The sequence below is a fragment of the Mesorhizobium sp. RCAM 05104 genome, from assembly GCF_059683645.1.
Map to the genome: position 1 here is coordinate 853155 of NZ_CM185033.1, position 23217 is coordinate 876371.

Genomic DNA, 23217 nt, shown 5'->3' on the forward strand with positions numbered 1-23217 from the left:
GCAATTTCGATCAAACTGGGTCGAGACGGTTTGCCGGTTCGTCAAGGAACTGGATCCTGGACGCCTGCGCATGGCGCGCGCTGGGGTTCGCCGCTGGACAGCGAGCCGATGGTGCGGCCAAGCTGCGGCGGCACGCCGGTCAAGAAATAGCTAGCCAGCCCCCAGCCTGCCGATGCAGCCAACGAGCTGGAATCGCTCGAGAAAGGACCCACAGCGGGTTCGTGTGAACTCCGCTATGGGTCCAAGATGCTGGCAGCCAGGGTCTACTTGCCCATCAGCTGCTTTGCATTCTCGGCGGTAATTGCCGTGGTCTCGACGGTGACGACGGGTTCGACCGAAGAGGCACAATCGAGCAGGATCTTCTTCGACATCTCGATCGCTTCCTTGGCGCCGGTCGGATAGGTGAAGGTCGCCGCCCAGTCGCCCTTGGCTACCGCCTCGATGCCACCGGCCGGACCCGGCAGGCCGTCGGTGCCGATGATCTTGACCTGCTTGCCCGCTCCCTTTGCGGCGAGCAGCGCGCCAGCCGCCATCATGTCATTTGAGGCATAGAGCACCTTGATGTCGGGATGCGCCTGCAGCATCGCCGAGAACGCTGTCTGGGCTTTGTCCGGCACCCAATCCGCCGCCTGCTCGGCGACGACCTGGATCTTGGCATTCTCCTTGACGCCGTCCTTGAAGCCGTTCAGCCGCTCCACTGCCGGCGTTGAGCTCGGCAGGCCTTCCAGCACCGCCGCCTCGCCACCTTCAGGTAGCAAGGTCTTGGCGGTGTATTTGCCGGCCTCGAGCGCGATCTTGTAATTGTCGCCGCCGATGAAGGCGGTGTAGTCCTTGCCGGGGTCGCCCACCGTCTTGCGGTCGAGTTCGATGACCGGAATGCCGGCATCCATGGCGCGCTTCACCGCCGGCGTCAGCGGCGCCGCCTCGAAGGGCGAGATCAGGAGCAGATCGACCTTCTGGGTGATGAAGTTGTCGACCTGCGACGTCTGCGTGTTGACGTTGCCGGCGCCATCGGCAATCTGCAGCGTGAAGCCCGGCACTTCCTTGGCCGCCGCGGTCAGCTCGTCATTGACGTGCTGGCGATAGGGTTCGGCATTGTTGGCTTGCGAAAAGCCAATGATGAACTGGCCGTCCTTCGCACAGGCCTTGACCATCGGGTCGGCGGCTTGCGCAACACCTGCCATGCACATACACGTCCCGGCGAGCAGGCCAGCCTGCCAGCTTAGACGCCACGATCCTCTTTGAATGGCTTTCATAACTCACTCTCCTCCTCGTCGGGCCTCAGCAGCCAGACCTTGGTTTCACAGTCTTCCACTTGCGTGCCGCCGACCTCCCTAGCGACCCAAACCCTCGCGGCGGCGAACGAGGGATTGGAGTACTGCCGCCAGCACGATGATCGCGGCGGTCGCGAGCAGTTGCAGGGCTGGCGTGATATTGTTGAGCTGCAGAATGTTGGCTAGCGCACCCAGCATAATCGTGCCGGCGACGGTGCCGACCATCGAGCCGGCGCCGCCGAACAGGCTAGTGCCGCCGATGACCACTGCGGCGATTGCGGTCAGTTCGTAGCCCATGCCGTCATTGGCGCTGCCGAAATTGAACTGCCCGGCGTGAACGATGCCGGCGAGCGCGGCGGCGAAGCCGGTGATCGCGTAGACGCTGATCTTGACCATCGACACCGGCACGCCCGAAATGCGCGCCGCCCGCTCATTGCCGCCGACGGCAAAGACATAGCGACCGAAGCGCGTGGTGTTGAGCACGATCGTTGCAATCGCGGCAAAGACGATGAAGACGATGGTGGCGACCGGCACGGTGTTGTTGAACAGCCGCTCGCCGAGGATCGCAAACACCGGCGGTGCCAGTCCCGGCCCGTCTCCATAGGAAATGTTGATGTACTGGTTGCCCGAGACGACCAGCGCCAGGCCACGCGCCGCCTGCAGGCCGGCCAGCGTGACGATGAACGGCTCCAGCCGGAAACGGCTTGAGATGGTGCCTTGGATCGTGCCGAAGACGATGCCCATGATGAGCACGGCAAGGATGGTGGGGATCAGCCCGAAGCCGCCGGAGATCATCATCGTCGCGGTGACGACGCTGGACAGCCCCAGCACCGCGCCAACAGAAAGGTCGATGCCGGCGGTGATGATGACGAAGGTCATGCCGATGGCGATGATTCCGGTCTCCGACACCGCGCGCACGATGTTGGCAATGTTGTCGGGGTCGAGGAACAGTATCTCTCCGTGACGGCGCGGCGAGAAGATGACACCGCCGATCGCCACCAGCACCAGGCCGATCAGGCTCTGGAAGCGCACGATCAGCGCCAGCGGATCGCGATGTACCGGTGCGGCGGCCACAGGGCCGCTTGCCTCCGAAATCTTCTGTTCAGACATCAGGCCTCCCTGCCATTTGCCGCGTCAAGCACCGTGTGCTCGTCGACGCCGCCGATGAATTCCGCGACATTGCGCCCCTGGCGCAGCACCACGATCCGGTCGCACAGGCCGATCAGCTCCGGCATCTCGCTGGAGGCGACCAGTATGCCGAGCCCCTGCGCCGCCAGTTGCCGCAGCCGCGCGTATATCTCGCCCTTGGCGCCGACATCGACGCCGCGCGTCGGCTCGTCGAGCAGCAGCAGCCGCGGATTGCCGAGGATCTCCTTGGCCAGCACCACCTTCTGCTGGTTGCCGCCCGAAAGCGCGCCGACGGCGATGTCTGGATTCTTCGGCCTGATGTCGAACTGGCCGAAGGACTGCTTGACCGCTTCCGCTTGCCGCCGCGCCGACATCAGCCCGAAGGGCGAGATGCGAGAGATGACCGACATGACCAGGTTGAGGCCGAGCGCCATGCGCAGCATCAGGCCGCTGCCACGGCGGTCATCAGTGACGAAGGCAATGCCGGCGGCTCGCGCCGCCTTGATCGAATCCAGCTTGACCGGGCGGCCGTCGATGGCGACGTCGCCTTGCCAGCGGCCGGACAGGCCGGTGCCATAGAGCGCGCTGAGCAGCTCGGTGCGCCCTGCCCCCATGATGCCGGCGAGGCCGACGATCTCGCCCTCATGCACATCGAGCGACACGCCTGTCGGCGCCTGCCAGCCGGCACTTTCGCGCGACAGGTGGAAGGTGGCGTCATGCAGATGCAGCAGCGCCCTGCCTGTCGCCTTGGCGCGCGCTGGAAAGAGCTCGTTGAGCGGGCGCCCGACCAGCAGCCTGACCAGTTCGGCCTGCGGCGCGTGTGGCTCGGTGATACCGGCCACCCGTCCATCGCGCATGACCGTCACCCGGTCGGCGATCTGCGGCACCTCCTCCAGGCGATGCGAGATATAGACAATGCCGACGCCGCTGGCGGCGAGCTTGCGCATGACATCGAACAGCCTTTCGACCTCGGCCACCGTCAGCGCTGCCGTCGGCTCGTCCATGATCAACACACGCGATGCGTAGGACAGCGCCTTGACTATCGCCACCACCTGGCGCTGGCCGATCGACAGGTCGGCTACCAGCCTGGCGGGATCGATGGCGAGTTCGATGGCTTCGAGCCGCTTGCGCGCCTCACTGCGCATGGCCGGCACATCGAGGAAGCCGCCCGGCCGCATCAGCTCCCGGCCAAGGAAGAGGTTGGCCGCCACGTCGAGCGTCGGCACCAGGTCGAGCTCCTGGAAGATGGTGGCGATGCCGGCAGCTTGAGCTTCACGCGGATTGTTGAAGGCTACCTGCTTGCCGTCGATCTGGATGGTGCCTTCGTCGGGCGTGTAGACGCCCGACAAAAGGTTCATCAATGTCGACTTGCCGGCGCCGTTCTCACCAAGCAGCGCGTGAATCTCGCCCGCCCTGAGGTCGAAATCGACGCCACGCAGCGCCTGTACGCCGCCGAAGCGCTTGACGGCGCCGGTGACCGACAGCAGCGGCGCGCTCATGCCGGTCTCCCGCAGGATTCACGGGCATGCAGCGTCGCCTGCAGCCGCACCGCTTGCGGCTTCAGACCACTGTAGGCGATGCGGGCGGACAGCAGTGCCGCGGCCTGCCGTCCGATCTCGGTGCAAGGTTGTGCGACAAGGGTCAGCCGCGGCTCGAAACAATCGGCCCATTCGAAGTCGTCGAACCCGGCGAGCGAGATGTCCCCCGGTATCGAGAGGCCCCTTTCGCGGATCGCCCGCACCGCTCCGATCGTCGTCATGTTGTTGCCGGTGACCAATGCCGTGGGCGGCGAAGGCAATGACAGAATGGCATGGGTCGATGCCGTTGCGCTCGCCGTGTCGACGTTCTCCGACGACACATAGTGCGGCAATAAAGCAAGTCCATTGGCCGCCAGCGATGACTGGAAAGCCTCGATGCGTTCGCGCGTCGTCGCCAGTCCCGGCTGGCCGGCGATGTAGCCGATGCGTTTGTGGCCGAAGGAGGCGACGTGATCGATGAGGGCCCGCATCGACGACTGGTTCTCGACGCCGATCTGGTCGAAGCGATCGTCGGCGAAGCGGTCGATCAGCACGCAGGGCAGCTTCTTCTCGGCCAGATAGTCGATGGCTCGCTGCGGCGCGCCCGACGGCGCCAGGATGACGCCGTCGACCCGCCTCTGATGGAAGGCGCGCACCACCGAAAGCTCGCGGTCTGGATCCTCCTGCGTGTCAGAGAGGAACACCATCAGGCCGAGGCGCGCGCATTCCGCTTCGACCGCGCAGATGATGTCGGTGAAATAGGGATTGGAAATCGCCGAGATCGCCAGGCCGACGCTGTTGGTCGAGGCCACTTTCAGCGACCGCGCCAGTTCGTTGGGCTGATAGCCCATCGCGGCGATCGCGTCGTTGACCACCCTGGCCTTGGCGGGCGAGACAAAACGCGTTCGGTTGATGACGTGAGAAACAGTCGACACCGACACTCCAGCGCGGCGTGCGACTTCAGCCATGGTTGCCATTACAACCCGATCGGAGCCCAACGCGCACGCGCTTCTCCCTGTCTTGAGTGTTTCCATTGCGCTCTGTTGATGGCGCATTGGGAGTCACCCTATGACCATCGAAACGTTTGCGCAATCGCTTCGATGGCTATTTCCGACTAATTTCTCGTCTCAGGCGCCGCTGAGGAAATTCGGTTGCGAGGCCGGTCAGCGACGCTAACCGTGATCGCGTGGCCATGCAGCGAGATCGGCTGGCGACAGCTTCGTTTGGATTTGCGAGAGGCACAATTTCGATCAAACTGACCTCGCAGAAAGACGGCACCCTGGTCCTGCCAATGCGAGAGCTGCTAATTCGAAAATTGGGCCAATCAAGAGGGAACACATGAACCCGACAGAGAAAGCTTTATGGTTTGTCGAAAGCCATCTGCCGGAAGCGGTCTCGCTCGACGATGTGGCGCAAAGCAGCGGCGTGTCGCGGTTTCATGTGACACGGGCTTTCGGTGCTGCCACCGGCCGCTCGGTGATGGGCTATATGCGCGCGCGCCGGCTGACCGAAGCGGCCCGCAAGCTGGCCGCCGGGGCGCCCGACATCCTCCGCGTCGCGCTCGATGCCAGCTACAACTCGCATGAGGCTTTCACCCGTGCCTTCCGCGATCAGTTCGGCACCACGCCGGAACTGGTGCGCGCGCAAGGCACGCTCAACAATCTCGACCTCGTGGAGCCGATCCTGATGGACCAGTCCTTTCTTGCCAAGCTCGAACCGCCGCGCTTCGAGACCAGCCGGCCGTTCCTGATCGCCGGCCTCGGCGAACGCTACAGTTGCGAAACCAGCGCCGCCATTCCGATGCAATGGCAGCGCTTTGGCCCCTATATCGGCAACATACCGGGCGAAACCGGCGACGTCGCTTACGGCGTCTGCGTCAACGGCGACGATACCGGCAATTTCGATTACATCGCCGGCGTCGAGGTGACCGACTTTTCCGACCTTCCCAAGGAATTCAGCCGCGTGCGGGTGCCGGCGCAGAAATATGCCGTGTTCACCCATCGCGAGCACGTCTCGACAATCCGCCGCACGGTCAACACCATCTGGAACAAATGGCTGCCGGCCTCCGGGCACGAAATATCGGACGCCCCTGAATTCGAACGCTACGGACCCGAATTCGATCCGCGCAGCGGCAATGGCGGGCTGGAGATCTGGATACCGGTGAAGGCGTAACTGATCACGCCATCGGCAGTGCCGGCCAACGATCGGCGATCCTGCCGCCGGAAAACACGACGATCGACCCGAACTGCTGCAGCACGGCCTCGCTCTGTGTCGGCCGCAGGAATGCGTAGTCTCCCGGCCTTGCGGTCGCATCCGCCGGCAGGCCCATGAATTGCTGGTTGGAGGACAGGCCGAGCAGGCTGTTCGTCTTCATGCCTGCGGGAAACACCGGCTCGGCCATCCATTTGCCGCCGTAGAGGTAGCAGCCCTTACGCGGAAACCGGCCGAACGCCCGCAGCAGGCGGGAGACGGCGGGCGGACCAGGCAGCATCGGCTCGACCACTTTCAGGATCGGCGTGGCGACGAAGGCCGCCGGCACGAAGCCTTCGAGGCCAGGCGTATCGAAATCGCCAGGCAGCACGAAGGCCGAGCCCATCGACACCTCGTTGGCCACGCCGCCGTGGTGAAGCAGCGCGGTCTTGCTGCCGCCGATGTTCAAGATGCGGCGCTGGTCGGCGCCGAGGCAGGCAACGAAGGCGGCGGCACGTTTGGATGCTTCAGCCAATGCCTTGGCCGGCCCGCCGAACAGGCGGGGAATGTGCGGCGCATGCGCCTCATAGGCCATGACGCCTTCGCAATGCAGCCGTTCGTGGGCCGACAGCGTGTTCAACGCCTTCGACAAGGCCTCCGGTTGCCCGAACCCGCCGCGATGCAGCCCGACATCGATCTCGAAAGCGATGTGCAACTCGATGTTCAGTTCGGCCGCCAGAGCGCCATATTCCGCCAGCCTCTCCTCGCAGTCGATCAGCCAGCAAACGCGCGACCAGTCGGCCGCGCTGTTTGAAAGCACGGCCCTCGCCGCGCCGACCGGCATCGGCTTGCCGTACAGAATGTCCGCGTCGGGAAATGCCTTCAACACGGCTTGCGTGACGGGCGGATGGAAAGTCATGAAGCGGACGGTGCCGAGGGCTTCGCCGATATGCGAAAGCAGCGGCAGGCAGGCGAGCGACTTGTCGACCAGCCGCACGGCAAGATCTGGGTCAAGCCTTTCTTTCACCAGGGCGATGTTGCTGTCCAGCCGGTCGAGATCGAGCAGCAGGCAAGGTTGGAAGATGCCGGCGTCCTTCAGCGCATGCGAAAGAGTGGCGAAATAGGCGCTCATTGTTCAATGCCGAGCAGGCCGGCCATGTAAGGCGAGACGAAGCGGTTCTGTGGATCGATGTCGCGGCGCACCGCCATGGCGTCATCCCAGCGCGGATAGAGCTTTTTCAGATCCGCCGCCTTGAGGCTGTGCATCTTGCCCCAGTGCGGCCTGCCGCCATACTTGCGGAAGATCGGCTCGGCCGCGCGCATGAACGGCTGCGGGTCGCTCGCCGCATCGTGGTGGATGGCGATCGAACAGGTGAGTCTTCTGTAGAACGGCGAGAGCCAGAAATCGTCGGGCGCGACGGTGCGCACCTCCATCGGGAAATAGACCTCGGGAAAGTGCCTCTCGGTCAGCGCGATGATTTCGGCCAAGACCTTCGGCCCTTCCTCGTAGGGCAAGTGATATTCCATCTCGTTGAATTTGGTCTGCCGGTCGCTGGCATAGACGTTGAGCCAGTCCTGCACATAATCCTCGGCCGGCAATTTGGCGACGGCGCCCAGGATCAGCCGGCGGCGCAGCGCCGGTAGCCAGGCAAGCGCGGTGCGCAGCCGGCGCAGCGTCCTCAGGCCCGCCTCGTCTTCCTCCGGCGGCCGCGCGGTGGGTGCGGCGTCGCTCAAATCGCTCGCGATGAACTGCGCGTAGCCGGAGAACGGAATGTAGTAGAATTCGGCCGAACGATGCGCGGCCATCATCGTTTCGAAATCGCGCAGCATGTCGGCGATCGGCAGCACCCATTTGCGGCGGCGCAGCCGGTAGGTAGCAATGTTGTTCAGCGTCACTTCGCTCAGGATGCCGAATGCCCCTAAGGCGACGCCGATGGCGTGGATCATGTCCTGATCGCCTGCCCGCTTGAATTCACGGACCTTGCCGAGCCCATCGATGATCTCGACCGCTTCCAATTGGGTATGATAGGCGCCGAGCGTCGGTCCCGAGCCGTGCGTGGCGGTGCCCAGCGCGCCGCCTATCGCCTGGCGGTCGATATCACCCATATTGGGCAGGCCCTGGCCAAGACCTTGCAGGATGTGCATGAGCGGGCCAAGCCGCGTCCCTGCCCGCACGCGCGCTTGATGCCGCCCGGTATCGTGCAACACCAGACCCTCGAATTTCTCAAGCGACAGGATCGTCCCTTCGGATTTCACCAGCGGCGTGAAGGAATGGCCGGCACCGACGACGCGCACCGGGCCGGGTGCACTACGAACGAGATCGGCGAGCTCGCCGGCGTCATTGGGGCTGGCGATCAGCCGGGGCTCGGCAGTGACATAGCCCGACCAGTTGCTCCAGTTGTTCGACATCTTGCCTCGCTCAGGCAACGGCGCGGCGACGCCGCGACATGAGGATGAACAGGCCGAGCAGCGCCACGCTGGCGACGGCGCTGGCGGCGGCGAATTCCGGCACCGGCCGAAAATCCTTGCCGTCGATGAGCAGCGACGCAGCGATTGGCCCGATCGCCAGGCCAAAGAGCTGCGCGGCCGGCACCAAAAGCACGGCGGTGCGAGTCTCATCGGCGGTGATCGCCAGTCGGATCTGGTAGGGCACGATGAACAACAGAATGAAGCCCATGACCAAGGCGGCGACCCAGAATGTCGTGAGGCCCGGTCCGCTTGCGAGAACCAGGGAGCAGACAAGCGCCACGGCACCGATCGCGGTGATGGCCAGCCGATAATCGATGCGCGCCTCGAACATGGTCGCCGTCATCGCGCCCAGAACCTGTACCGCAAGGCTGGCCGAGACGATCAGGCCGACGGTGCGGCCATCGATGCCGAATTGCGCGCCAAGCGGCTCCAGAAACGCCCAGACCGCGCCAAAGAACATGAAGTAGCAAAAGACCGACAACAAAGCGGTGATCGAAGGAACCGTCACCACACTGGCGAGATTCTCGTCCTTCGGCAGGTCGTCATAGTCAGCGGGAACGATGAAGGCGACCACCAGCGACGCGACGCAGACGATGGCGAGAACGATGAAGCCACCCGCCGATCCGGCGGCGGGGATGACATAGAGTGCCAGCAACAGGGCAAGAACGCATTGCGCCAGCGTCTGCATGGTGACGAAATAACCGCCGATGCGTTCGGCGCGCCGCGAACGGGCAATCAGCTCGGTGGCGACCGCGACGAGGCCACCCTCGGCAAGGCCGGCCAGGGCGCGTGCCGCCATCAGCGTATCGGCGCCGGCAGCATAGGCTGTCCAGACGTTCGCCAGTGCCAGCAGAAGCAGCAGGGCCGCACTCTTCCAGCGCATCTTGTGAGCCGAGAGCAGCATCGCGACAATCGCCGAGCCGATCGCGATGGCGATCATTTCGGCGGTGGCGACCAACGCCAACTCATCGCCGCTGACATGGCCCTCGGTGTAAAGGGCGCCGAGCAAGACGGGCTGCAGACCGAGAATGAGCAGGCCGACCGACCCGATCCACAGGGCCGAGGCAAGCTGCCCGCTGGTCGGGTTGCCGACCAGCCAATCGCCATCGCCGGTGTATCCGGCATTTGTCGAAGCCAAAGGCGCCTCCCAACGTCCTTGCCGCGCGGCAAAAAAACTGACAATCTGTCAGCATTCCAGAAACTGATACTTGATCATATTTTTTGTCAATCGGAATTTGCAATCTCGCGAGAGAACGGGCGCATGGAAGAAGCACGGCGAACGGCCACCGAACCCAGGCGCAGACCCAAGCAGGAGCGCAGCCGCGAGCGCATCGACGCCATCCTGTCGACGACCATGCGGCTGATCGGCGAGAAGGGCATCGACGCCGTCACCATGAAGGAAGTCGGCATGCTGGCCGGTGGGCCGATCGCCACCGTCTATCACTACTTCCCCAACAAGTCGGCGATCCTGGCAATGCTCTATGAGCGGTTTTCAGAGGTCAGCCGCGCGCGATTGACAGCGATTATCGCCGACGTTCGCGAAGCGAAGGACGTGATCGCCGCTGCCGACCGGCTGCTCGACGACTATCACAGCCGCGTCGCCGGCGATCCGGCCATCCAGGATCTGCAGAACGCTATCCAGGCCGACAAGGCGCTCAAGAATCTCGACATCGCCGAAACCCGGCATCAAGCCAAGATGTTCTGCGACCATGTCATCGCCTTGCTGGAGCCGGAGAAGCACGAGCAGTTCGAACGCATGGTTCTGCTGATCTTCCAGCTCGCCGGTGGAGTGGTGCGCCTGGCGCTTGCGGAAGGCGAAGCGGCAAGCCGCCGGACCATCGAGGATTACCGGTCGATCATCCACACGCAGTTGCGGCTGTTTCTTTAGAGTATCCGTCTATCCGGCCCGACGGATCAGACCTTCAAAACCGTCCGCCAGATTGGCGGTGCCGGCAGCGACGATCTTCGACAGGTTCCTGGCGCGGCCGGGCGTCTTGTTGGCATCGAGCAACACCGCCCTGCCCCCATGCATGACAAAGTCGAATTTGCCGTAGTCGAAGCCAAGCCGATGGCGCAAGGCGCGCAATTCTTCGGGTACGGGAACAGCCTCTCGGCGGATCGTGTCGTCGCCTTTTACGAGGCGCTGCGGTGAGACATAACGAGTGCAGCGCTCACGATCGCCGCAGAATATCCAAAACCGGGCCGCAAAACCGTCAGGCGCCGGTTCGGGAATGAACTTCTCCACGACCAGGTCGGTACGCACACGCATTTCCGGCGGAACTTCGGCCAGCGAAGCGTGGACTTGGTATTGATCGAATATCCGCACGCCCGGAAAAGGCTCGGCCTTGCCGGCGCGCTCGGCTTGCCGATTGAGTTGCTGCTCGGGTGTCCCCCAATGGTTGAGGTTGCTCTTGACGATGACGGGGCCGTCCCAATGGTCACCGTCCTTGAGGACCGCGCCGCTGATCCGACGCTTGGAAATGTCGGCCGCGCCAAGATTGAGGCAGAACGGAAATCCGCGCGCATACTCGACATAGTCGGCCGGTGTCACCGTCGCATCGACATGCAGCACAGCGATATCGGCATCATGCCTTGACGAAGGCCCGCGCAGAATCTGTGTCGAGTGGCCACGCCTCTTCAACTCGGCCAGAAGGTCGAACAGCATGTAGGGACTGTCCTGGCGCAATAGAAGGCCGCGCCGGCTCTGGAACCGGTCATACTCATGCGTTATCACGGCAATGCGAGCCATGGCCTCTCTATACCCAGCAGACAACCAACAGTTTCGAAGAAACCATGCCCCCACATCCCCCAAGTCGTTTTGCATGACAAATCATTGGGATGCAATTCGCCGCCATTGGCGGCTTCTCGGGCCGCCGCTCTGTCCGCCGCCGGAAGCGGTCGCCACTTATGAGCGCGAACTCAGTCTGCAATCGCTCGACGTGGTGCTGCTCGGGGTCACGCCGGAACTTGCCGGTCTCGGCAGGACGATGCTGGCGGTCGATGAATCCCCCACCATGATCTCCGGCATCTGGCCAGGCGACACCGCCACACGCAAGGCGGTGGCAGGCAACTGGCTGGACATGCCGGTTGCCGGAGCAAGCATGGATGCGGTGATCGGTGACGGCTGCCTGTCGGCACTCGGCCTTTCCGTCGCGCGGCGGGCGTTGTTCGCGGAGATCGCGCGCGTGCTCGGGCCCAACGGCCGCGCAGGTCTCCGGCTCTATGCCAGCCCGGAAACGCCGGATGATCCGCAGGCGGTGCGAACGCTCGCCCTTTCGGGCGGCGTCCCGACCTTCCATGCACTCAAATGGCTCGTTGCAATGACAGCCACGAGGGGCCTGCCCGATCACGCCATTCCGGTGCAGGCAATCCTCAAGAGATTCGACGAATTGTTTCCCGACCGCGACGAGCTTTGCGCGCGCACGGGCTGGGACATACCGGTCATCGGTACCATCGACGTCTACAGGAATTCGCCGGCCATCTACAGCTTCGCTCCGGTTGCGACGCTGGTGCATGAAGCAGAGGCCTTCTTCGGCGACGTTCGCATCGTGGCGACCGGCACCTATGGGCTCGCCGAGCGATGCCCGCTGCTGGTGCTGCGATCACCCCGGCACCGATAGAATCCGAATGATGGACAAAATTCCTCGTCGCTCCCAAGCGGCAACCGACGCATTCTGCAACCCGTCGCCTGCGCGAACAAAATTTCGCGCGATCGCGCCCTCTCGCGCGCCTTGACTCTCACAGGCCGGCAGCCTATCTCAGCGCCACGTTAGCACTCGCCCTCGGTGAGTGCTAACCATGTGTCCGGCGCCGCCGGACGGAGGAACTGTTCTCACCGTTCTCATCGAGGAAGAAAAAATGGCAAAGTCGAAGTTCCGCCCGCTTCATGACCGCGTGGTCGTTCGCCGGGTCGAATCCGAATCCAAGACCGCCGGCGGGATCATCATCCCGGATACGGCAAAGGAAAAGCCGCAGGAAGGCGAGATCATCGCTGTCGGCTCCGGCGCTCGTGACGAAGCTGGCAAGCTCGTCCCGCTGGACGTCAAGGCTGGCGACCGCATCCTGTTCGGCAAGTGGTCGGGCACCGAAGTCAAGCTCAATGGCGAAGACCTTCTGATCATGAAGGAATCCGACATCATGGGCATCATCGGCTGAATATCGGCCTCACCCTCAACTGAATTCCCGGGCTTACTGCAAGCCCCTGCCAGGAGCTAAAAATGGCTGCCAAAGACGTAAAATTCTCCCGCGACGCCCGTGAGCGCATGCTGCGCGGCGTCAACATCCTCGCCGACGCGGTGAAGGTCACGCTCGGCCCCAAGGGCCGCAACGTCGTCATCGACAAGTCGTTCGGGGCCCCGCGCATCACCAAGGACGGCGTCACCGTCGCCAAGGAAATCGAGCTTGAAGACAAGTTCGAGAACATGGGCGCGCAGATGGTGCGCGAAGTCGCTTCGAAGACCAACGATATCGCCGGCGACGGTACCACGACCGCGACCGTTCTGGCGCAGTCGATCGTCCAGGAAGGCCACAAGGCGGTTGCCGCCGGCATGAACCCGATGGACCTGAAGCGCGGCATCGACCTGGCCGTGACCGAAGTCGTCGCGGCGCTCGGCAAGGCTGCCAAGAAGATCAAGACCTCCGAGGAAGTTGCCCAGGTCGGCACGATCTCGGCCAATGGCGATGAGTCGGTCGGCAAGATGATCGCGGAAGCGATGCAGAAGGTCGGCAACGAAGGCGTCATCACGGTTGAGGAAGCCAAGACCGCCGAGACCGAACTCGAAGTCGTCGAAGGCATGCAGTTCGACCGTGGCTACCTCTCGCCCTACTTCGTCACCAACGCCGACAAGATGGTTGCCGAACTCGAGGACGTCTACATCCTCCTGCACGAGAAGAAGCTCTCCAACCTGCAGGCCATGCTGCCGGTCCTCGAAGCCGTCGTGCAGACCTCGAAGCCGCTGCTCATCATCTCGGAAGACGTCGAAGGCGAAGCCCTGGCCACGCTGGTCGTCAACAAGCTGCGTGGCGGCCTGAAGATCGCCGCCGTCAAGGCGCCGGGCTTCGGTGATCGCCGCAAGGCCATGCTGGAAGACATCGCCATCCTCACCGGTGGCCAGGTCATCTCGGAAGACCTCGGCATCAAGCTCGAGAACGTCGGCCTCAACATGCTCGGCCGCGCCAAGAAGGTGTCGATCTCCAAGGAGAACACCACCATCGTCGACGGCGCCGGCAAGAAGGCCGAGATCCAGGGCCGCGTTGCCCAGATCAAGCAGCAGATCGAAGAGACCACCTCGGATTACGACAAGGAGAAGCTGCAGGAACGTCTCGCCAAGCTGGCGGGCGGCGTTGCGGTGATCCGCGTCGGCGGTGCGACGGAAGTCGAAGTCAAGGAAAAGAAGGACCGCGTCGATGACGCCCTCAACGCGACCCGCGCGGCCGTGGAAGAAGGCATCGTTGCAGGCGGCGGCGTTGCCCTGCTGCGCGCTTCGGCCAACATCAAGGCCACCGGCGCCAATGCCGACCAGGCTGCTGGCATCAACATCGTGCGCCGCGCGCTGCAGGCTCCGGCCCGCCAGATCGCGTCGAACGCCGGTGCGGAAGCATCGATCGTTGCCGGCAAGATCCTTGAGAACAAGGGCGCGACCTTCGGCTACAACGCCCAGACCGGCGAATATGGTGACATGATCGCCATGGGTATCGTCGATCCGGTCAAGGTCGTGCGCACGGCTCTCCAGGACGCGGCATCGGTCGCAGGCCTGCTGGTCACCACCGAAGCCATGATCGCGGAGGCTCCGAAGAAGGAGTCGGCTGGCGGCGGCATGCCTGGCGGCATGGGCGGCGGCGGCATGGGCGGCATGGGCGGCATGGACTTCTAAGAAGTCCATAAAGCACGCCCATGAATCCAGGGTTGCTCAAGCCCGCAAGCGGGCTTGAGTGGCGGCATGGATTTCTAATCCAGCTACTTTGGCTTATGCATATAAAGGGCGGCAGAAATGCCGCCCTTTTTCATTGATCAGACGCCGAACGACTCAACGATCACATCGCGCACCTGCATCACCGTTGGCGTTCGAACGGTATCGAAACGCCAACTCACCCCGAATGCATAACGCGGAAACTGCAAGGGACAGGCCCCCATCTCAAATGGGCCCTGGCCGCACAGTGCGCGCGCGGCATGGCTTGGAATCGTCGCCAGTGCATCGCTGTTCCACAAGAGAAAAGACAGGGCGGAGAAATGCGTGGTCGCGGCAAGGACCCTGCGCCGCAGTCCATGTTCGGCAAGCACGTCGTCGGTGACGCCGCTCAGGCCGGAATAGGAAACCAGGATATGATCTCGTGAAAGGTATTCTTCCACCGTGAACGGTTCTCGCCCGGGTCTGGAGCGAGGATCATAGACGATCATGTAGTCCGAGCTCCCAACCGAGATGTGTTTCAGCCGGCTATCGGTGACGCCACCCGAGGTGATGGCGAGGTCGATTTCCTTGTCGTTCAGCGCTTGCGCCGCCACGAAGCTGTTGGTCTGGCGCAGGATGATCCTGACATTGGGCATTCTCTGCTTGGCCAGTTTGATGATGCCTGCGCCGAACGCCATTTCGAAATCGTCGGAAAGGCCAACCCTGACGACAACGACTTTCGCCCGATCTTCCGCCTGCGGGCTCGTGCTATCCAGCGTTCCACTGATGATCCCCAGCGCTTCCTCGATCAGTGGTCGCAGGATCACAGCGCGCGGCGTCGGCAGCAGGCCGCGCTGTGTGCGCGTGAACAGCGGATCGCTATAGAGCGCCCGCAGCCGCCTCAACGATGCGCTGACCGCAGCCTGACTAAGCCCCAGCCGTGCGGCGGCTCTCGTTGCGCTCAACTCGCTCATGAGCATCTGGAACACCACAAGCAGATTGAGATCGACAGACTTGTTTTCCATTCTGTTTATATCTGCATTCCAGTTACGTTGTTTCAGTTATGTCATGTAACGCGATATTCTCCCGGGATGGAAGACGAATAATCGTCACCGCATCCTCAGCGAGGGACCGCGAAATCATGAGACCTCGGCATATGCTTCTGGCGCTGTTGGTGGCGGCGATCTGGGGGATAAACTTCACCGTCATCAGCATTGGTCTCGGCAGCTTCCCGCCGCTGCTGCTCGCAGCACTGCGATTTGTCGTCGCCTCGCTGCCGGCGTTGGTCCTGCCCCGCCCAAATGTGCCGTGGCCCCGCTTGTTCTGGATTGGCGCAACCTTGTTCCTTGGCCAGTTCGCCCTGCTTTTCACGGGAATGGCACTTGGGCTGCCCGCGGGGCTCGCATCCGTGACGCTGCAGTCGCAGGCCTTTCTGACCATTCTCATCGCCTCAATCGTGCTGCGGGAAAAGCCGACGGCCCGTCAGGTCGCCGGGTCCCTGGTTGCATTTGCCGGGCTGGGCGTGATCGGGCTCACTGTCGGAGGCGATTTCTCCACCGCCGGCCTTGGTCTGTGCCTCGCGTCGGCGCTGTGCTGGGCATTCGGTAATGTGTTGCTGCGTGGCGCCGGCAAGGTCGACATGCTTGCAATGGTGGTCTGGCAGAGCCTGATCCCACCCGTTCCACTCTTCGCGCTGTCAATGCTGCTCGACGGACCGACGACGATCGCCCACGCCCTGACGGCAATGCGCTGGAGCGGTGCGGGCGCGGTCATCTACATATCTGTGCTCTCGACCATTCTAAGCTATGCCATTTGGGGCCATTTGCTGAAGCTATATCCGGCCGGAACCGTCGCGCCATTTTCGCTTCTGGTACCGATCTTCGGAGCGCTTTCCGCCAGGATGGTGCTGGGCGAGCAGTTTGAAGCGACCCGCGTCCTAGGAATGATGCTGATCCTTGCCGGCTTGGTGGTCGTTGTGGCGCCGCTGAGGTGGACAATGCTGGTGCAGAAGCACGCCTGATCCAGTCGGGCGCATCGCTATATCAGGCTCCTTGCGACGGTGTTTCGGTCGCGGAAATCGCCGCGTCGCGGTTGCGGCCTCCTCCAGTCAGCACGGCACCTTCGATCAACGCCGCGACTTCATCGGCCACCGCCCACAGCGGGGCGCGGTCGCGGGTGGCACGGGCGATCACCATCAGTCCTTCCAGTGACGATTCGACCAGCAGCGCCAAAGCGTGGGCGCGGCGCTCGGGCACCCCTGCCCTGACGAAGGCCTCCCGCAGCAACCCTATCCACTGCTCGAAAGCCGAGCGGCACAAGTCCGCCAGTTCCGGTACGTCTGTCGGCGAGTCCAGCACGACAGGCGCGATCGGACAGCCGAGCGAAAACTGGTTGTCCTCCAGCATGCGCGCCACCGACTGGTAGATATGATGGACGGCCACGGCCGGATCCTTTTCGGCGGCCAGCGCCTCGCCCAGCCTCTCCGTCACCCCGGCGACGCTGTCGCGCGTCACCTCGATGACCAGTTGGTCCTTGCCGCCGGGAAAATGGAAATAGAGCGAGCCACGCGGCGCGCCGCTGGCGCTCAAAATGTCGTTGAGCGAGGTGCCATGGTAGCCGCGCTGCCTGAGCAGCAGCCCGGTCGTCTCGAGTATGCGGGTGCGGGTGTCGTTCGCCATGTCAACCTCTGTCAGCAGCCATCACTATAGGCCTTGCGCTGAATATGACAATCGGTCTACATAATATGTAGATCAGTCTACATATTCGAGGAACCAGGCATGCGCATTTATCGTCTTGAAGGGTCCGGCGGGGCCGAGTGCCTGGTGATGCGCGACGAGGCGCAGCCGCAGCCGAAACCGCACGAGATCGTGGTGCGCGTTCGCGCAACCTCGCTCAACCGGCGCGACACGATGATCCTCAACGGCACCTATCCACTAACGCCGCGCCTCGGCGTCGTTCCGCTGAGCGATGGAGCGGGCGAAATTGTCGCCATCGGCGATGCCGTGACGCGGTTCGCTGTCGGCGATCGCGTGACCGGCAGCTATTTCGCGCGCTGGATCGATGGGCGCATCAATGCCGGGCTCATCGATCAGCTCGGCTGCACGCTGGACGGCATGCTGGCCGAATACGCCGTTCTCGACGAGCAATGGGCAGTACGCCTGCCCGACCATCTCGACTGGCATGAAGCGGCAACGCTGACCTGCGCCGGCCTGACCGCCTGGAATGCGGTGACGGGAGCCGGAATTCCCAAGCCCGGCCAATGGGTTCTGGTCATCGGCTCGGGCGGCGTCGCGCTCTTTGCACTGCAGTTCGCCAAGCTGCTCGGCTGCCGCGTCGTCGCCGTCACCTCACGTGGCGAGAAGACTAACAGGCTACGGGTGCTAGGCGCCGACCTTGTGATTTCGACATCGGACATGCCCGAATGGGGTGCGACCGTCCGCGGCCAGACCGGCGGCGTCGATCTCGTCGTCGAGACCGGTGGCCCTGCGACCTTCGCGCAGTCGCTGATCGCCAGCACGCTTTACGGGCACATCGTGCTGCTCACACTGCAGGATGCGAAGGGCGGATCGATCCAGATGCCGGCAGCGCTCTACCAGCGCAGCCTCGCCACCATCAGCCGCCTCTTCGTCGGCAACCGGACCAATCTCGAAGCCATGCTGCGCGCTGTCTCGCAACACCGCCTGCGGCCCGTCATCGACAAGGTCTTTGCCTTCACCGAGGCAGGTGATGCCTACCGCTATTTCCAGCAGGGCGACGTCTTCGGGAAAGTGGTCGTCGACGGCGCCTGACCCATCGATTTCTCAAGATAAGGGAGAACGAACAATGACAATTCGTGAAGCCTCGGCCGAGTGGCAAGGGACGCTGCGGGAAGGTGTGGCAAGGGACGCTGCGGGAAGGTTCAGGTCGGCTGCGGCTCGGCAGCGGCGTTTTCGAAGGCGCCTATTCCTTCCCGTCGCGTTTCGAGAATGGCCCCGGCACCAATCCGGAGGAACTGATCGCGGCGGCGCATGCCGGCTGCTTCTCGATGGCTCTGAGCGCCATACTGGGCAGGGCCGACCATATCCCGGCAAGCATCAGCACCGTGGCCAAGGTGCATCTCGGCGCAACCGCTGCCGGGCCGACGATCACCCGCATCGAGCTTGAGACGCAAGCCGAGGTCCCGGGCCTCGCCCCGGATGAGTTCCAGGATCTCGCAGAGACGGCGAAAGCGTCATGCCTTGTCTCCCGCGCCCTCGCCGGCGTGGCAACCATCACGCTCAAGGCCGAACTCGTCGCGACCGCCAGCACGAGGCAATGAAACCAGGAGATGAGATGATACAGGACAGCGTCATGACCCTCCATCCAGATGACCGCTCCACGCAGACGGCCGAAATCATGCGGCGCTTCAATGACGTGTTCCAGCTGCACGATCCGTCGGCACTCCCCGCATTGGTCGCCGAGCAGTGCGTGATCGAAAACACCGGCCCGGCTCCGGATGGCGCCCGTCATGCCGGCCGGGAGGCCTGCGTAAAGCTGTGGTCGGCGATCGCCACCCAGCCGGGCACGCGTTTCGACCTCGAGGAGACATTCGTTGCAGGCGAACGGGGGACGATCCGTTGGCGCTACTGGCTCGCCGACGGCAACTCGGTCCGCGGCGTCAATCTGATGCGCGTCGAGAACGGGCTGATCGTCGAAGCGATGGGATACGTCAAGGGATAGTCGCCCTCACCTGGTGCCGCTATCGGTCCGCCAACGCCAGCTTGGCGCCAAGCATGACGAAGGCGCCGGCGAAGGTACGGCGCATCCAGGTCAGCACCATTGGCCGCGACACGACATGGGTGCGGATCGAGGCCGCGAAGATGCCGTAGCCGACAAAAACGACGAAGGTCAAAAGCATGAAGACGCCGCTCAGCTCCAGCATCTTTGACAGCGCATGCGGCTCGGTGGTGCTGACGAACTGCGGCAGGAAGGCAAAGAAGAAGATCGACAGTTTCGGATTGAGCACGTTGACGAGGATGCCGGTGGCAATCACCTTGCCAGCCGAACGCGGCGCGACATTGTCCTCGACGCTCAGGCCGCCCTTTTCCTTCAGCGTGTTCCAGGCCATGTAGAGCAGATAGGCGACTCCGATGTATTTCAGCGTCTCGAAGGCGACCGCGCTGGTGTGCAGCAGCGCTGCCAGGCCGGTGATGGCCGCCGCCATATGCGGGATGATGCCGAGCGTGCAGCCGAAGGCGGCAATGATGCTGGCGCGGGCGCCGCGCGAAAGGCCGGCGCTCAGCGTATAGAGAACGCCGGTGCCGGGCGAGGCCACGACGATCAGCGACGTCAACAGGAATTCGATGCTCAAGGGATGATCCTCCACGGCCCTGCCCTCTTGCAGCCTAGCCAGCAAGGGCTGCGAGCACAACCACCGGCGGTCCGTGTGAATGCATGTGGTGCTCAGCATTTTTTGGGAGAACGACATGCACAAAACAAGGGCTTGAACCGCGTCGACCGAATCCGTTCAACGCGATGCGCTTCAAGCCGTCGGCAATCCATGCGCGCGGCGCGCCATCAGGCAATCATCATCGCCCGGCATGCAAGCGCGGCAGACATCCGGGCGCACCTCGTAAATGCCGCAAGCGGTCGACTTGCCGACCTCGCCGGACAGCGCCGAGCAGCGCACGCCCTCGCAGCGCATGCCGGATTCGTTGGCTGCTACGTATTTCGCCGGGATGCGGTCGAGTTGCGCGTCATCCTCGGTGGAAAAACGCGGCCACTCCGCCGAGTAGGAACAGCAGGCGCCACAGCTCTGGCAGTCGAAGAGAGGAGCGGTGCTCAGTCGCGACGACGAAAGGCCTGCGGCGGCCACCTGGGCGAACAGCCCCGGCGCGGCGGGATTACGATCAGCGTCCTGCGGCAACGCGCTATTTCTTCTTGCCCGTCTTGCCCTTGGGCGAATCCACCGGCGACTTGAACAGATCGGTCGGGGCCTCGGCGGTATCAGCGGTTTTCGGTGCGGCAACCGGCTTGGCCGGCTTTGCGGCGACAGCGGGTGTTGCCGGCTGGTGCTTGGCGGAGAATTTTATGGCCATGTCAGTCCTCGTCGACGAAACGCGGTGATGGCGCGCGCGGATTGCGCAAGCGGCCGATCAGGGCCGAAACCGCGGTGATGTTCATTTCCTCGGGCGACCAGTTCTTCACCGCCTCGATGTGATGAGGCGCCAGTTCGCGATGCGTGCTGCCGCTGTAGGCGGCATCCTGGTGGGTCACCCGTTCATGGGTCTTGGCGTCTTCGCGGACATATTCGATCAGATAGTTCGGGCATTCGGCGCGACCGCGTACACCGAGCCGCACCTGTGCATCGCCATGGGCGCGTTTGCAGCGCTCCAGCTTTTCCAGCACCCGGCGTACGTATTCGACCGGCTTGTTGAGGCCTTCGACCACGTCGGCGATCGTCGAGTCGGCGGCGATCATCTTTGGAGGCACGCGCTTGGAGGCCATCAGCGTCTTCCGGCTCGCTTTGGCAAGGCCGCAAGCGCCGCGGCCGCGGCCATTTCGTCAGCCTCCTTCTCCAGGCGCTGTTCGCGCAGGCGCGCGGTCTTGGCTTCCCGTGCCTCGCTGACGGCATCGCGTTCGGAAATGATGCGGTTGAGCGACATCGACTGGGTTCGCGTCTTGCTGAACAGGGACACGGGCTGATCGACGGCTGTCTTTGAACTGGTGGTCAAAATCTTTCTCCTGTCAGGAGTCTGGTGCCGATAGGACGAGACCGGGTCGTCGGTTAGACCACGCACAAAGAAATACGGCAGCGGGTTCAAGTTGCTGGAGCGTTCCCTTAGCACGTTCCGGCCGAGTGCGGCGCACTTTCGGCGGCAAGAAACACAAAATGAAAAAGGCCAGGCACCGCCTGACCTTCCATGGGAGCGCCGCGCATCCAGATGGACGCAGAAGGCATACTCCTCTCATGCGCATGACATGCCGTGGAAACTCAGGTCTCCGCGGCCATGCGCCCGAATTCGCCATTCACCAGTGCCAGTACATCCGTGGTCACCGGGAAGGCTGAATTCTTTTTCAGGCCGCCTTCAACTGGTCGGCGGACATCTTGCCCGACTTGTTGTCGCGGACCATCTCGTAGCCGAGCTTCTGGCCCTCGACGATGTCGCGCATGCCGGCGCGCTCTACGGCCGAGATGTGGACGAAAACGTCGGCCGAGCCGTCGTCAGGCTGAATAAAACCAAAACCTTTGGTGGCGTTGAACCATTTAACTGTGCCGGTGCTCATGACGAACCCTTTCCATGGCAAATATTCGTTCGCCGTCATGCGGATGCACAACGTCGTTTGTCTCGATTTTTGATGTGGGAAGTTCGTCAAAGGCGCGCTGCAAAGCGCGGATAACAAAAGTCAGTCAAACAAATATCGACAGAGGTCTTTTATGCTCCTAATGCCGCCTTGTCAATTCTTAGTTTGATCCGCGCTTTGCACTCGCATTATCGAAGGCGCAGCATCGAGCGCGGCGTTTAAAAAATTGACATGCCGGGGAACCATTTCGGAACACGCACATTTCATGATTGTCGTAAGCAGTTCACGAGCAATCGAAGGAAGGCTAACGGCAAAGACGCCCCCGCACTATAGTAGGTGCGAGGGCGTTTTCTTTTGGTGCTCCGAACCTCACATCACAGCCGTCATCATCGGCAGTATTTCGTAGCGAAAGCCCAACCCTGAACGAACCGTCGGGTCCGCGTCGGTCAGCGCCCGGACGGCGGCCTCGTCGTTGGCGCGCACGATGCCGAGCCCCCAGGGGCCGGCAGGATCGGCGACCGGCCCGAACAGGATGACACCTCCCTCGCCCAACTTGCCGCGTAAATAGTCCGAATGCTGTTTCATCAGCGCCTTTTCCGCATCGGTCAAAGTGAACGCAAAGTCTGGCCGCGGCGGGATCAGCCGGCAGTGGAACACGCTTTGCGGTTTGCCGCCTACCCCATCGGACAGGAAGGTGGCCAGCCAACCGAGCACGCGTTCCCAGCCGAAGCCGTGATCGCGGCAAGCGGCTTCGCGAGCGCCGAACCCCTCGTGGCGCAGCGTCAGCCGCGTTCCGGCATCGACCGCTTCGAGCGTATAGGTGACGGTGGTGACGTTATCGCCGTCCCATGGCGCTTTCCATGTCAGCACCAGAAGGTGCGGCGGCTCGACCTTGAGATATTCCCCCTGGACATGAAACTCTCGGCCGTCGACCCCCTTGCCTTCCGATCGCCACGCCCCGCCCGGCCGCACGTCGGCGGTATGTCTCGTCGTCCGGTAAAGTTCGTCCGATCCCCACCAGAGCGGTATCTGGTCATCCGCCGTCAACGCGCGAAACACCCGCTCAGGCGGCACCGCGATCGTCACCGTGGCGAGAATCGTGCCCACCGACACGTCAGCGATAGCGCGAGGTCCATCATTGATCGCCATCATTCGTTCTCCAGATAGGATTTCAGATTGCCGAGGCTCGCTTGCCAGAAATCGCGATAGGGCAAGATCCAGTCGGCCACGTCCTTCAATTCCGCCGGCTCCAGCCGATAGAGCCGCTCGCGGCCATGCCTCTGTTCGGACACGACCCGCAACTCACGCAGAATCCTGAGATGCTTGGAGATAGCGGGCCGGCTCTGCGAAAAGGCCGAGGCCAGTTCGTTGACCGGCGCCGGCCCCTGCCGCAAGCGGTCGAGAATGGCGCGGCGGGTCGGATCGGCAATGGCGCGGAAGATGGAATGGTCGGATTGAGCTTGCGGCATAATACGTATCCATTTGGTT

General features: G+C 63.1%; 27 protein-coding genes. 9 read left to right on the forward strand and 18 right to left on the reverse strand.

Features of this window, described 5'->3' with window-relative positions; translation table 11 throughout:
* Nucleotides 1–263: 263 nt before the first annotated feature.
* The 4 genes from AC56QP_RS04540 to AC56QP_RS04555 all read right to left on the reverse strand — a co-directional run bounded on the left by AC56QP_RS04540 (nucleotide 264) and on the right by AC56QP_RS04555 (nucleotide 4896).
* Nucleotides 264–1256: a substrate-binding domain-containing protein gene (locus tag AC56QP_RS04540; protein ID WP_489860759.1), complete on the reverse strand. Its 993-nt coding sequence runs from the start codon at nucleotides 1254–1256 to the stop codon at nucleotides 264–266.
* Between the two features lie 78 nt (nucleotides 1257–1334).
* Entirely contained in the window at nucleotides 1335–2384 is a 1050-nt protein-coding gene (locus AC56QP_RS04545; RefSeq protein WP_489860758.1) for an ABC transporter permease, read from the reverse strand.
* Nucleotides 2384–3901: a sugar ABC transporter ATP-binding protein gene (locus AC56QP_RS04550; protein ID WP_489860757.1), complete on the reverse strand. Its 1518-nt coding sequence runs from the start codon at nucleotides 3899–3901 to the stop codon at nucleotides 2384–2386. The genes AC56QP_RS04545 and AC56QP_RS04550 overlap by 1 nt, the downstream gene beginning before the upstream one ends.
* Nucleotides 3898–4896 (reverse strand): LacI family DNA-binding transcriptional regulator, encoded by a 999-nt coding sequence (locus tag AC56QP_RS04555; RefSeq protein ID WP_489860756.1) that lies wholly within the window; start codon nucleotides 4894–4896, stop codon nucleotides 3898–3900. The genes AC56QP_RS04550 and AC56QP_RS04555 overlap by 4 nt, the downstream gene beginning before the upstream one ends.
* A 361-nt stretch (nucleotides 4897–5257) precedes the next feature.
* On the opposite strand from AC56QP_RS04555, the gene AC56QP_RS04560 reads away from it, so the two are divergent.
* On the forward strand, nucleotides 5258–6091 hold the full coding sequence (locus tag AC56QP_RS04560) for a GyrI-like domain-containing protein (protein ID WP_489860755.1): 834 nt from the start codon (nucleotides 5258–5260) through the stop codon (nucleotides 6089–6091).
* 4 nt (nucleotides 6092–6095) lie between these two features.
* Here AC56QP_RS04560 and AC56QP_RS04565 read toward each other — a convergent pair whose 3' ends face one another.
* Genes AC56QP_RS04565 through AC56QP_RS04575 form a run of 3 tightly spaced genes read right to left on the reverse strand, consistent with a single transcriptional unit; the run spans nucleotide 6096 to nucleotide 9716 of the window.
* A complete protein-coding gene (locus AC56QP_RS04565; protein WP_489860754.1) occupies nucleotides 6096–7241 on the reverse strand; it encodes an alanine racemase in 1146 nt (381 codons plus the stop codon).
* A complete protein-coding gene (locus AC56QP_RS04570) occupies nucleotides 7238–8518 on the reverse strand; it encodes a D-arabinono-1,4-lactone oxidase (protein WP_489860753.1) in 1281 nt (426 codons plus the stop codon). Before AC56QP_RS04570 ends, AC56QP_RS04565 begins: the two co-directional genes overlap by 4 nt.
* Before the next feature lie 10 nt (nucleotides 8519–8528).
* The gene (locus tag AC56QP_RS04575) at nucleotides 8529–9716 is read right to left on the reverse strand and encodes an MFS transporter (protein ID WP_489860752.1); all 1188 of its coding nucleotides are present in this window, start codon (nucleotides 9714–9716) and stop codon (nucleotides 8529–8531) included.
* Between the two features lie 123 nt (nucleotides 9717–9839).
* Between AC56QP_RS04575 and AC56QP_RS04580 the strand changes: the two genes are divergently transcribed.
* Nucleotides 9840–10466 (forward strand): TetR/AcrR family transcriptional regulator, encoded by a 627-nt coding sequence (locus tag AC56QP_RS04580; protein ID WP_489860751.1) that lies wholly within the window; start codon nucleotides 9840–9842, stop codon nucleotides 10464–10466.
* A gap of 9 nt (nucleotides 10467–10475) precedes the next feature.
* Here AC56QP_RS04580 and AC56QP_RS04585 read toward each other — a convergent pair whose 3' ends face one another.
* Complete coding sequence (locus AC56QP_RS04585; protein ID WP_489860750.1) at nucleotides 10476–11327, reverse strand: ATP-grasp domain-containing protein; 852 nt, start codon at nucleotides 11325–11327, stop codon at nucleotides 10476–10478.
* 73 nt (nucleotides 11328–11400) lie between these two features.
* On the opposite strand from AC56QP_RS04585, the gene AC56QP_RS04590 reads away from it, so the two are divergent.
* The 3 genes from AC56QP_RS04590 (at nucleotide 11401) to groL (ending at nucleotide 14451) form a co-directional block, all read left to right on the forward strand.
* The gene (locus tag AC56QP_RS04590) at nucleotides 11401–12198 is read left to right on the forward strand and encodes a class I SAM-dependent methyltransferase (protein ID WP_489860749.1); all 798 of its coding nucleotides are present in this window, start codon (nucleotides 11401–11403) and stop codon (nucleotides 12196–12198) included.
* Nucleotides 12199–12436: 238 nt separating this feature from the next.
* Nucleotides 12437–12733, forward strand: coding sequence for a co-chaperone GroES (gene groES / locus AC56QP_RS04595; protein WP_006203049.1), 297 nt, complete (start codon nucleotides 12437–12439; stop codon nucleotides 12731–12733).
* A gap of 62 nt (nucleotides 12734–12795) precedes the next feature.
* Complete coding sequence (groL, locus tag AC56QP_RS04600) at nucleotides 12796–14451, forward strand: chaperonin GroEL (protein WP_091577362.1); 1656 nt, start codon at nucleotides 12796–12798, stop codon at nucleotides 14449–14451.
* A 137-nt stretch (nucleotides 14452–14588) separates the two neighbouring features.
* Here the strand turns inward: groL and AC56QP_RS04605 are convergent, their stop codons facing one another.
* The gene (locus AC56QP_RS04605) at nucleotides 14589–15491 is read right to left on the reverse strand and encodes a LysR family transcriptional regulator (RefSeq protein ID WP_489860748.1); all 903 of its coding nucleotides are present in this window, start codon (nucleotides 15489–15491) and stop codon (nucleotides 14589–14591) included.
* Between the two features lie 116 nt (nucleotides 15492–15607).
* Between AC56QP_RS04605 and AC56QP_RS04610 the strand changes: the two genes are divergently transcribed.
* Complete coding sequence (locus AC56QP_RS04610) at nucleotides 15608–16486, forward strand: EamA family transporter (RefSeq protein ID WP_489860747.1); 879 nt, start codon at nucleotides 15608–15610, stop codon at nucleotides 16484–16486.
* Between the two features lie 22 nt (nucleotides 16487–16508).
* Here the strand turns inward: AC56QP_RS04610 and AC56QP_RS04615 are convergent, their stop codons facing one another.
* The gene (locus AC56QP_RS04615) at nucleotides 16509–17144 is read right to left on the reverse strand and encodes a TetR/AcrR family transcriptional regulator (protein ID WP_489860746.1); all 636 of its coding nucleotides are present in this window, start codon (nucleotides 17142–17144) and stop codon (nucleotides 16509–16511) included.
* A 99-nt stretch (nucleotides 17145–17243) separates the two neighbouring features.
* On the opposite strand from AC56QP_RS04615, the gene AC56QP_RS04620 reads away from it, so the two are divergent.
* From AC56QP_RS04620 to AC56QP_RS04630, 3 genes are read left to right on the forward strand one after another with little or no spacing between them, the layout of a single operon-like run.
* A complete protein-coding gene (locus tag AC56QP_RS04620; RefSeq protein WP_489860745.1) occupies nucleotides 17244–18254 on the forward strand; it encodes a zinc-dependent alcohol dehydrogenase family protein in 1011 nt (336 codons plus the stop codon).
* Nucleotides 18255–18298: 44 nt separating this feature from the next.
* Nucleotides 18299–18763, forward strand: a complete 465-nt coding sequence (locus AC56QP_RS04625) for an OsmC family protein (RefSeq protein WP_489860744.1) — start codon at nucleotides 18299–18301, stop codon at nucleotides 18761–18763.
* A 32-nt stretch (nucleotides 18764–18795) separates the two neighbouring features.
* Nucleotides 18796–19164 carry a nuclear transport factor 2 family protein gene (locus tag AC56QP_RS04630; RefSeq protein ID WP_489860743.1) on the forward strand — a complete coding sequence of 123 codons (369 nt, stop codon included), beginning with the start codon at nucleotides 18796–18798 and terminating at the stop codon, nucleotides 19162–19164.
* A 19-nt stretch (nucleotides 19165–19183) separates the two neighbouring features.
* Here the strand turns inward: AC56QP_RS04630 and AC56QP_RS04635 are convergent, their stop codons facing one another.
* From AC56QP_RS04635 to AC56QP_RS04670, 8 genes are all read right to left on the reverse strand, one after another.
* Nucleotides 19184–19795 carry a LysE family translocator gene (locus AC56QP_RS04635; RefSeq protein ID WP_256749747.1) on the reverse strand — a complete coding sequence of 204 codons (612 nt, stop codon included), beginning with the start codon at nucleotides 19793–19795 and terminating at the stop codon, nucleotides 19184–19186.
* 171 nt (nucleotides 19796–19966) lie between these two features.
* On the reverse strand, nucleotides 19967–20350 hold the full coding sequence (locus AC56QP_RS04640) for a YkgJ family cysteine cluster protein (protein WP_489860742.1): 384 nt from the start codon (nucleotides 20348–20350) through the stop codon (nucleotides 19967–19969).
* A 4-nt stretch (nucleotides 20351–20354) separates the two neighbouring features.
* Nucleotides 20355–20522, reverse strand: a complete 168-nt coding sequence (locus tag AC56QP_RS04645) for a hypothetical protein (protein WP_489860741.1) — start codon at nucleotides 20520–20522, stop codon at nucleotides 20355–20357.
* Between the two features lies 1 nt (nucleotide 20523).
* Entirely contained in the window at nucleotides 20524–20931 is a 408-nt protein-coding gene (locus tag AC56QP_RS04650; RefSeq protein WP_489860740.1) for a hypothetical protein, read from the reverse strand.
* A complete protein-coding gene (locus AC56QP_RS04655; protein ID WP_256749745.1) occupies nucleotides 20931–21158 on the reverse strand; it encodes a hypothetical protein in 228 nt (75 codons plus the stop codon). Before AC56QP_RS04655 ends, AC56QP_RS04650 begins: the two co-directional genes overlap by 1 nt.
* 343 nt (nucleotides 21159–21501) lie before the next feature.
* Nucleotides 21502–21711, reverse strand: a complete 210-nt coding sequence (locus tag AC56QP_RS04660) for a cold-shock protein (protein ID WP_010915421.1) — start codon at nucleotides 21709–21711, stop codon at nucleotides 21502–21504.
* A 387-nt stretch (nucleotides 21712–22098) separates the two neighbouring features.
* Nucleotides 22099–22881, reverse strand: a complete 783-nt coding sequence (locus AC56QP_RS04665) for an SRPBCC domain-containing protein (RefSeq protein WP_489860739.1) — start codon at nucleotides 22879–22881, stop codon at nucleotides 22099–22101.
* Nucleotides 22878–23198 (reverse strand): ArsR/SmtB family transcription factor, encoded by a 321-nt coding sequence (locus tag AC56QP_RS04670; protein ID WP_489860738.1) that lies wholly within the window; start codon nucleotides 23196–23198, stop codon nucleotides 22878–22880. Before AC56QP_RS04670 ends, AC56QP_RS04665 begins: the two co-directional genes overlap by 4 nt.
* Nucleotides 23199–23217: the final 19 nt, after the last annotated feature.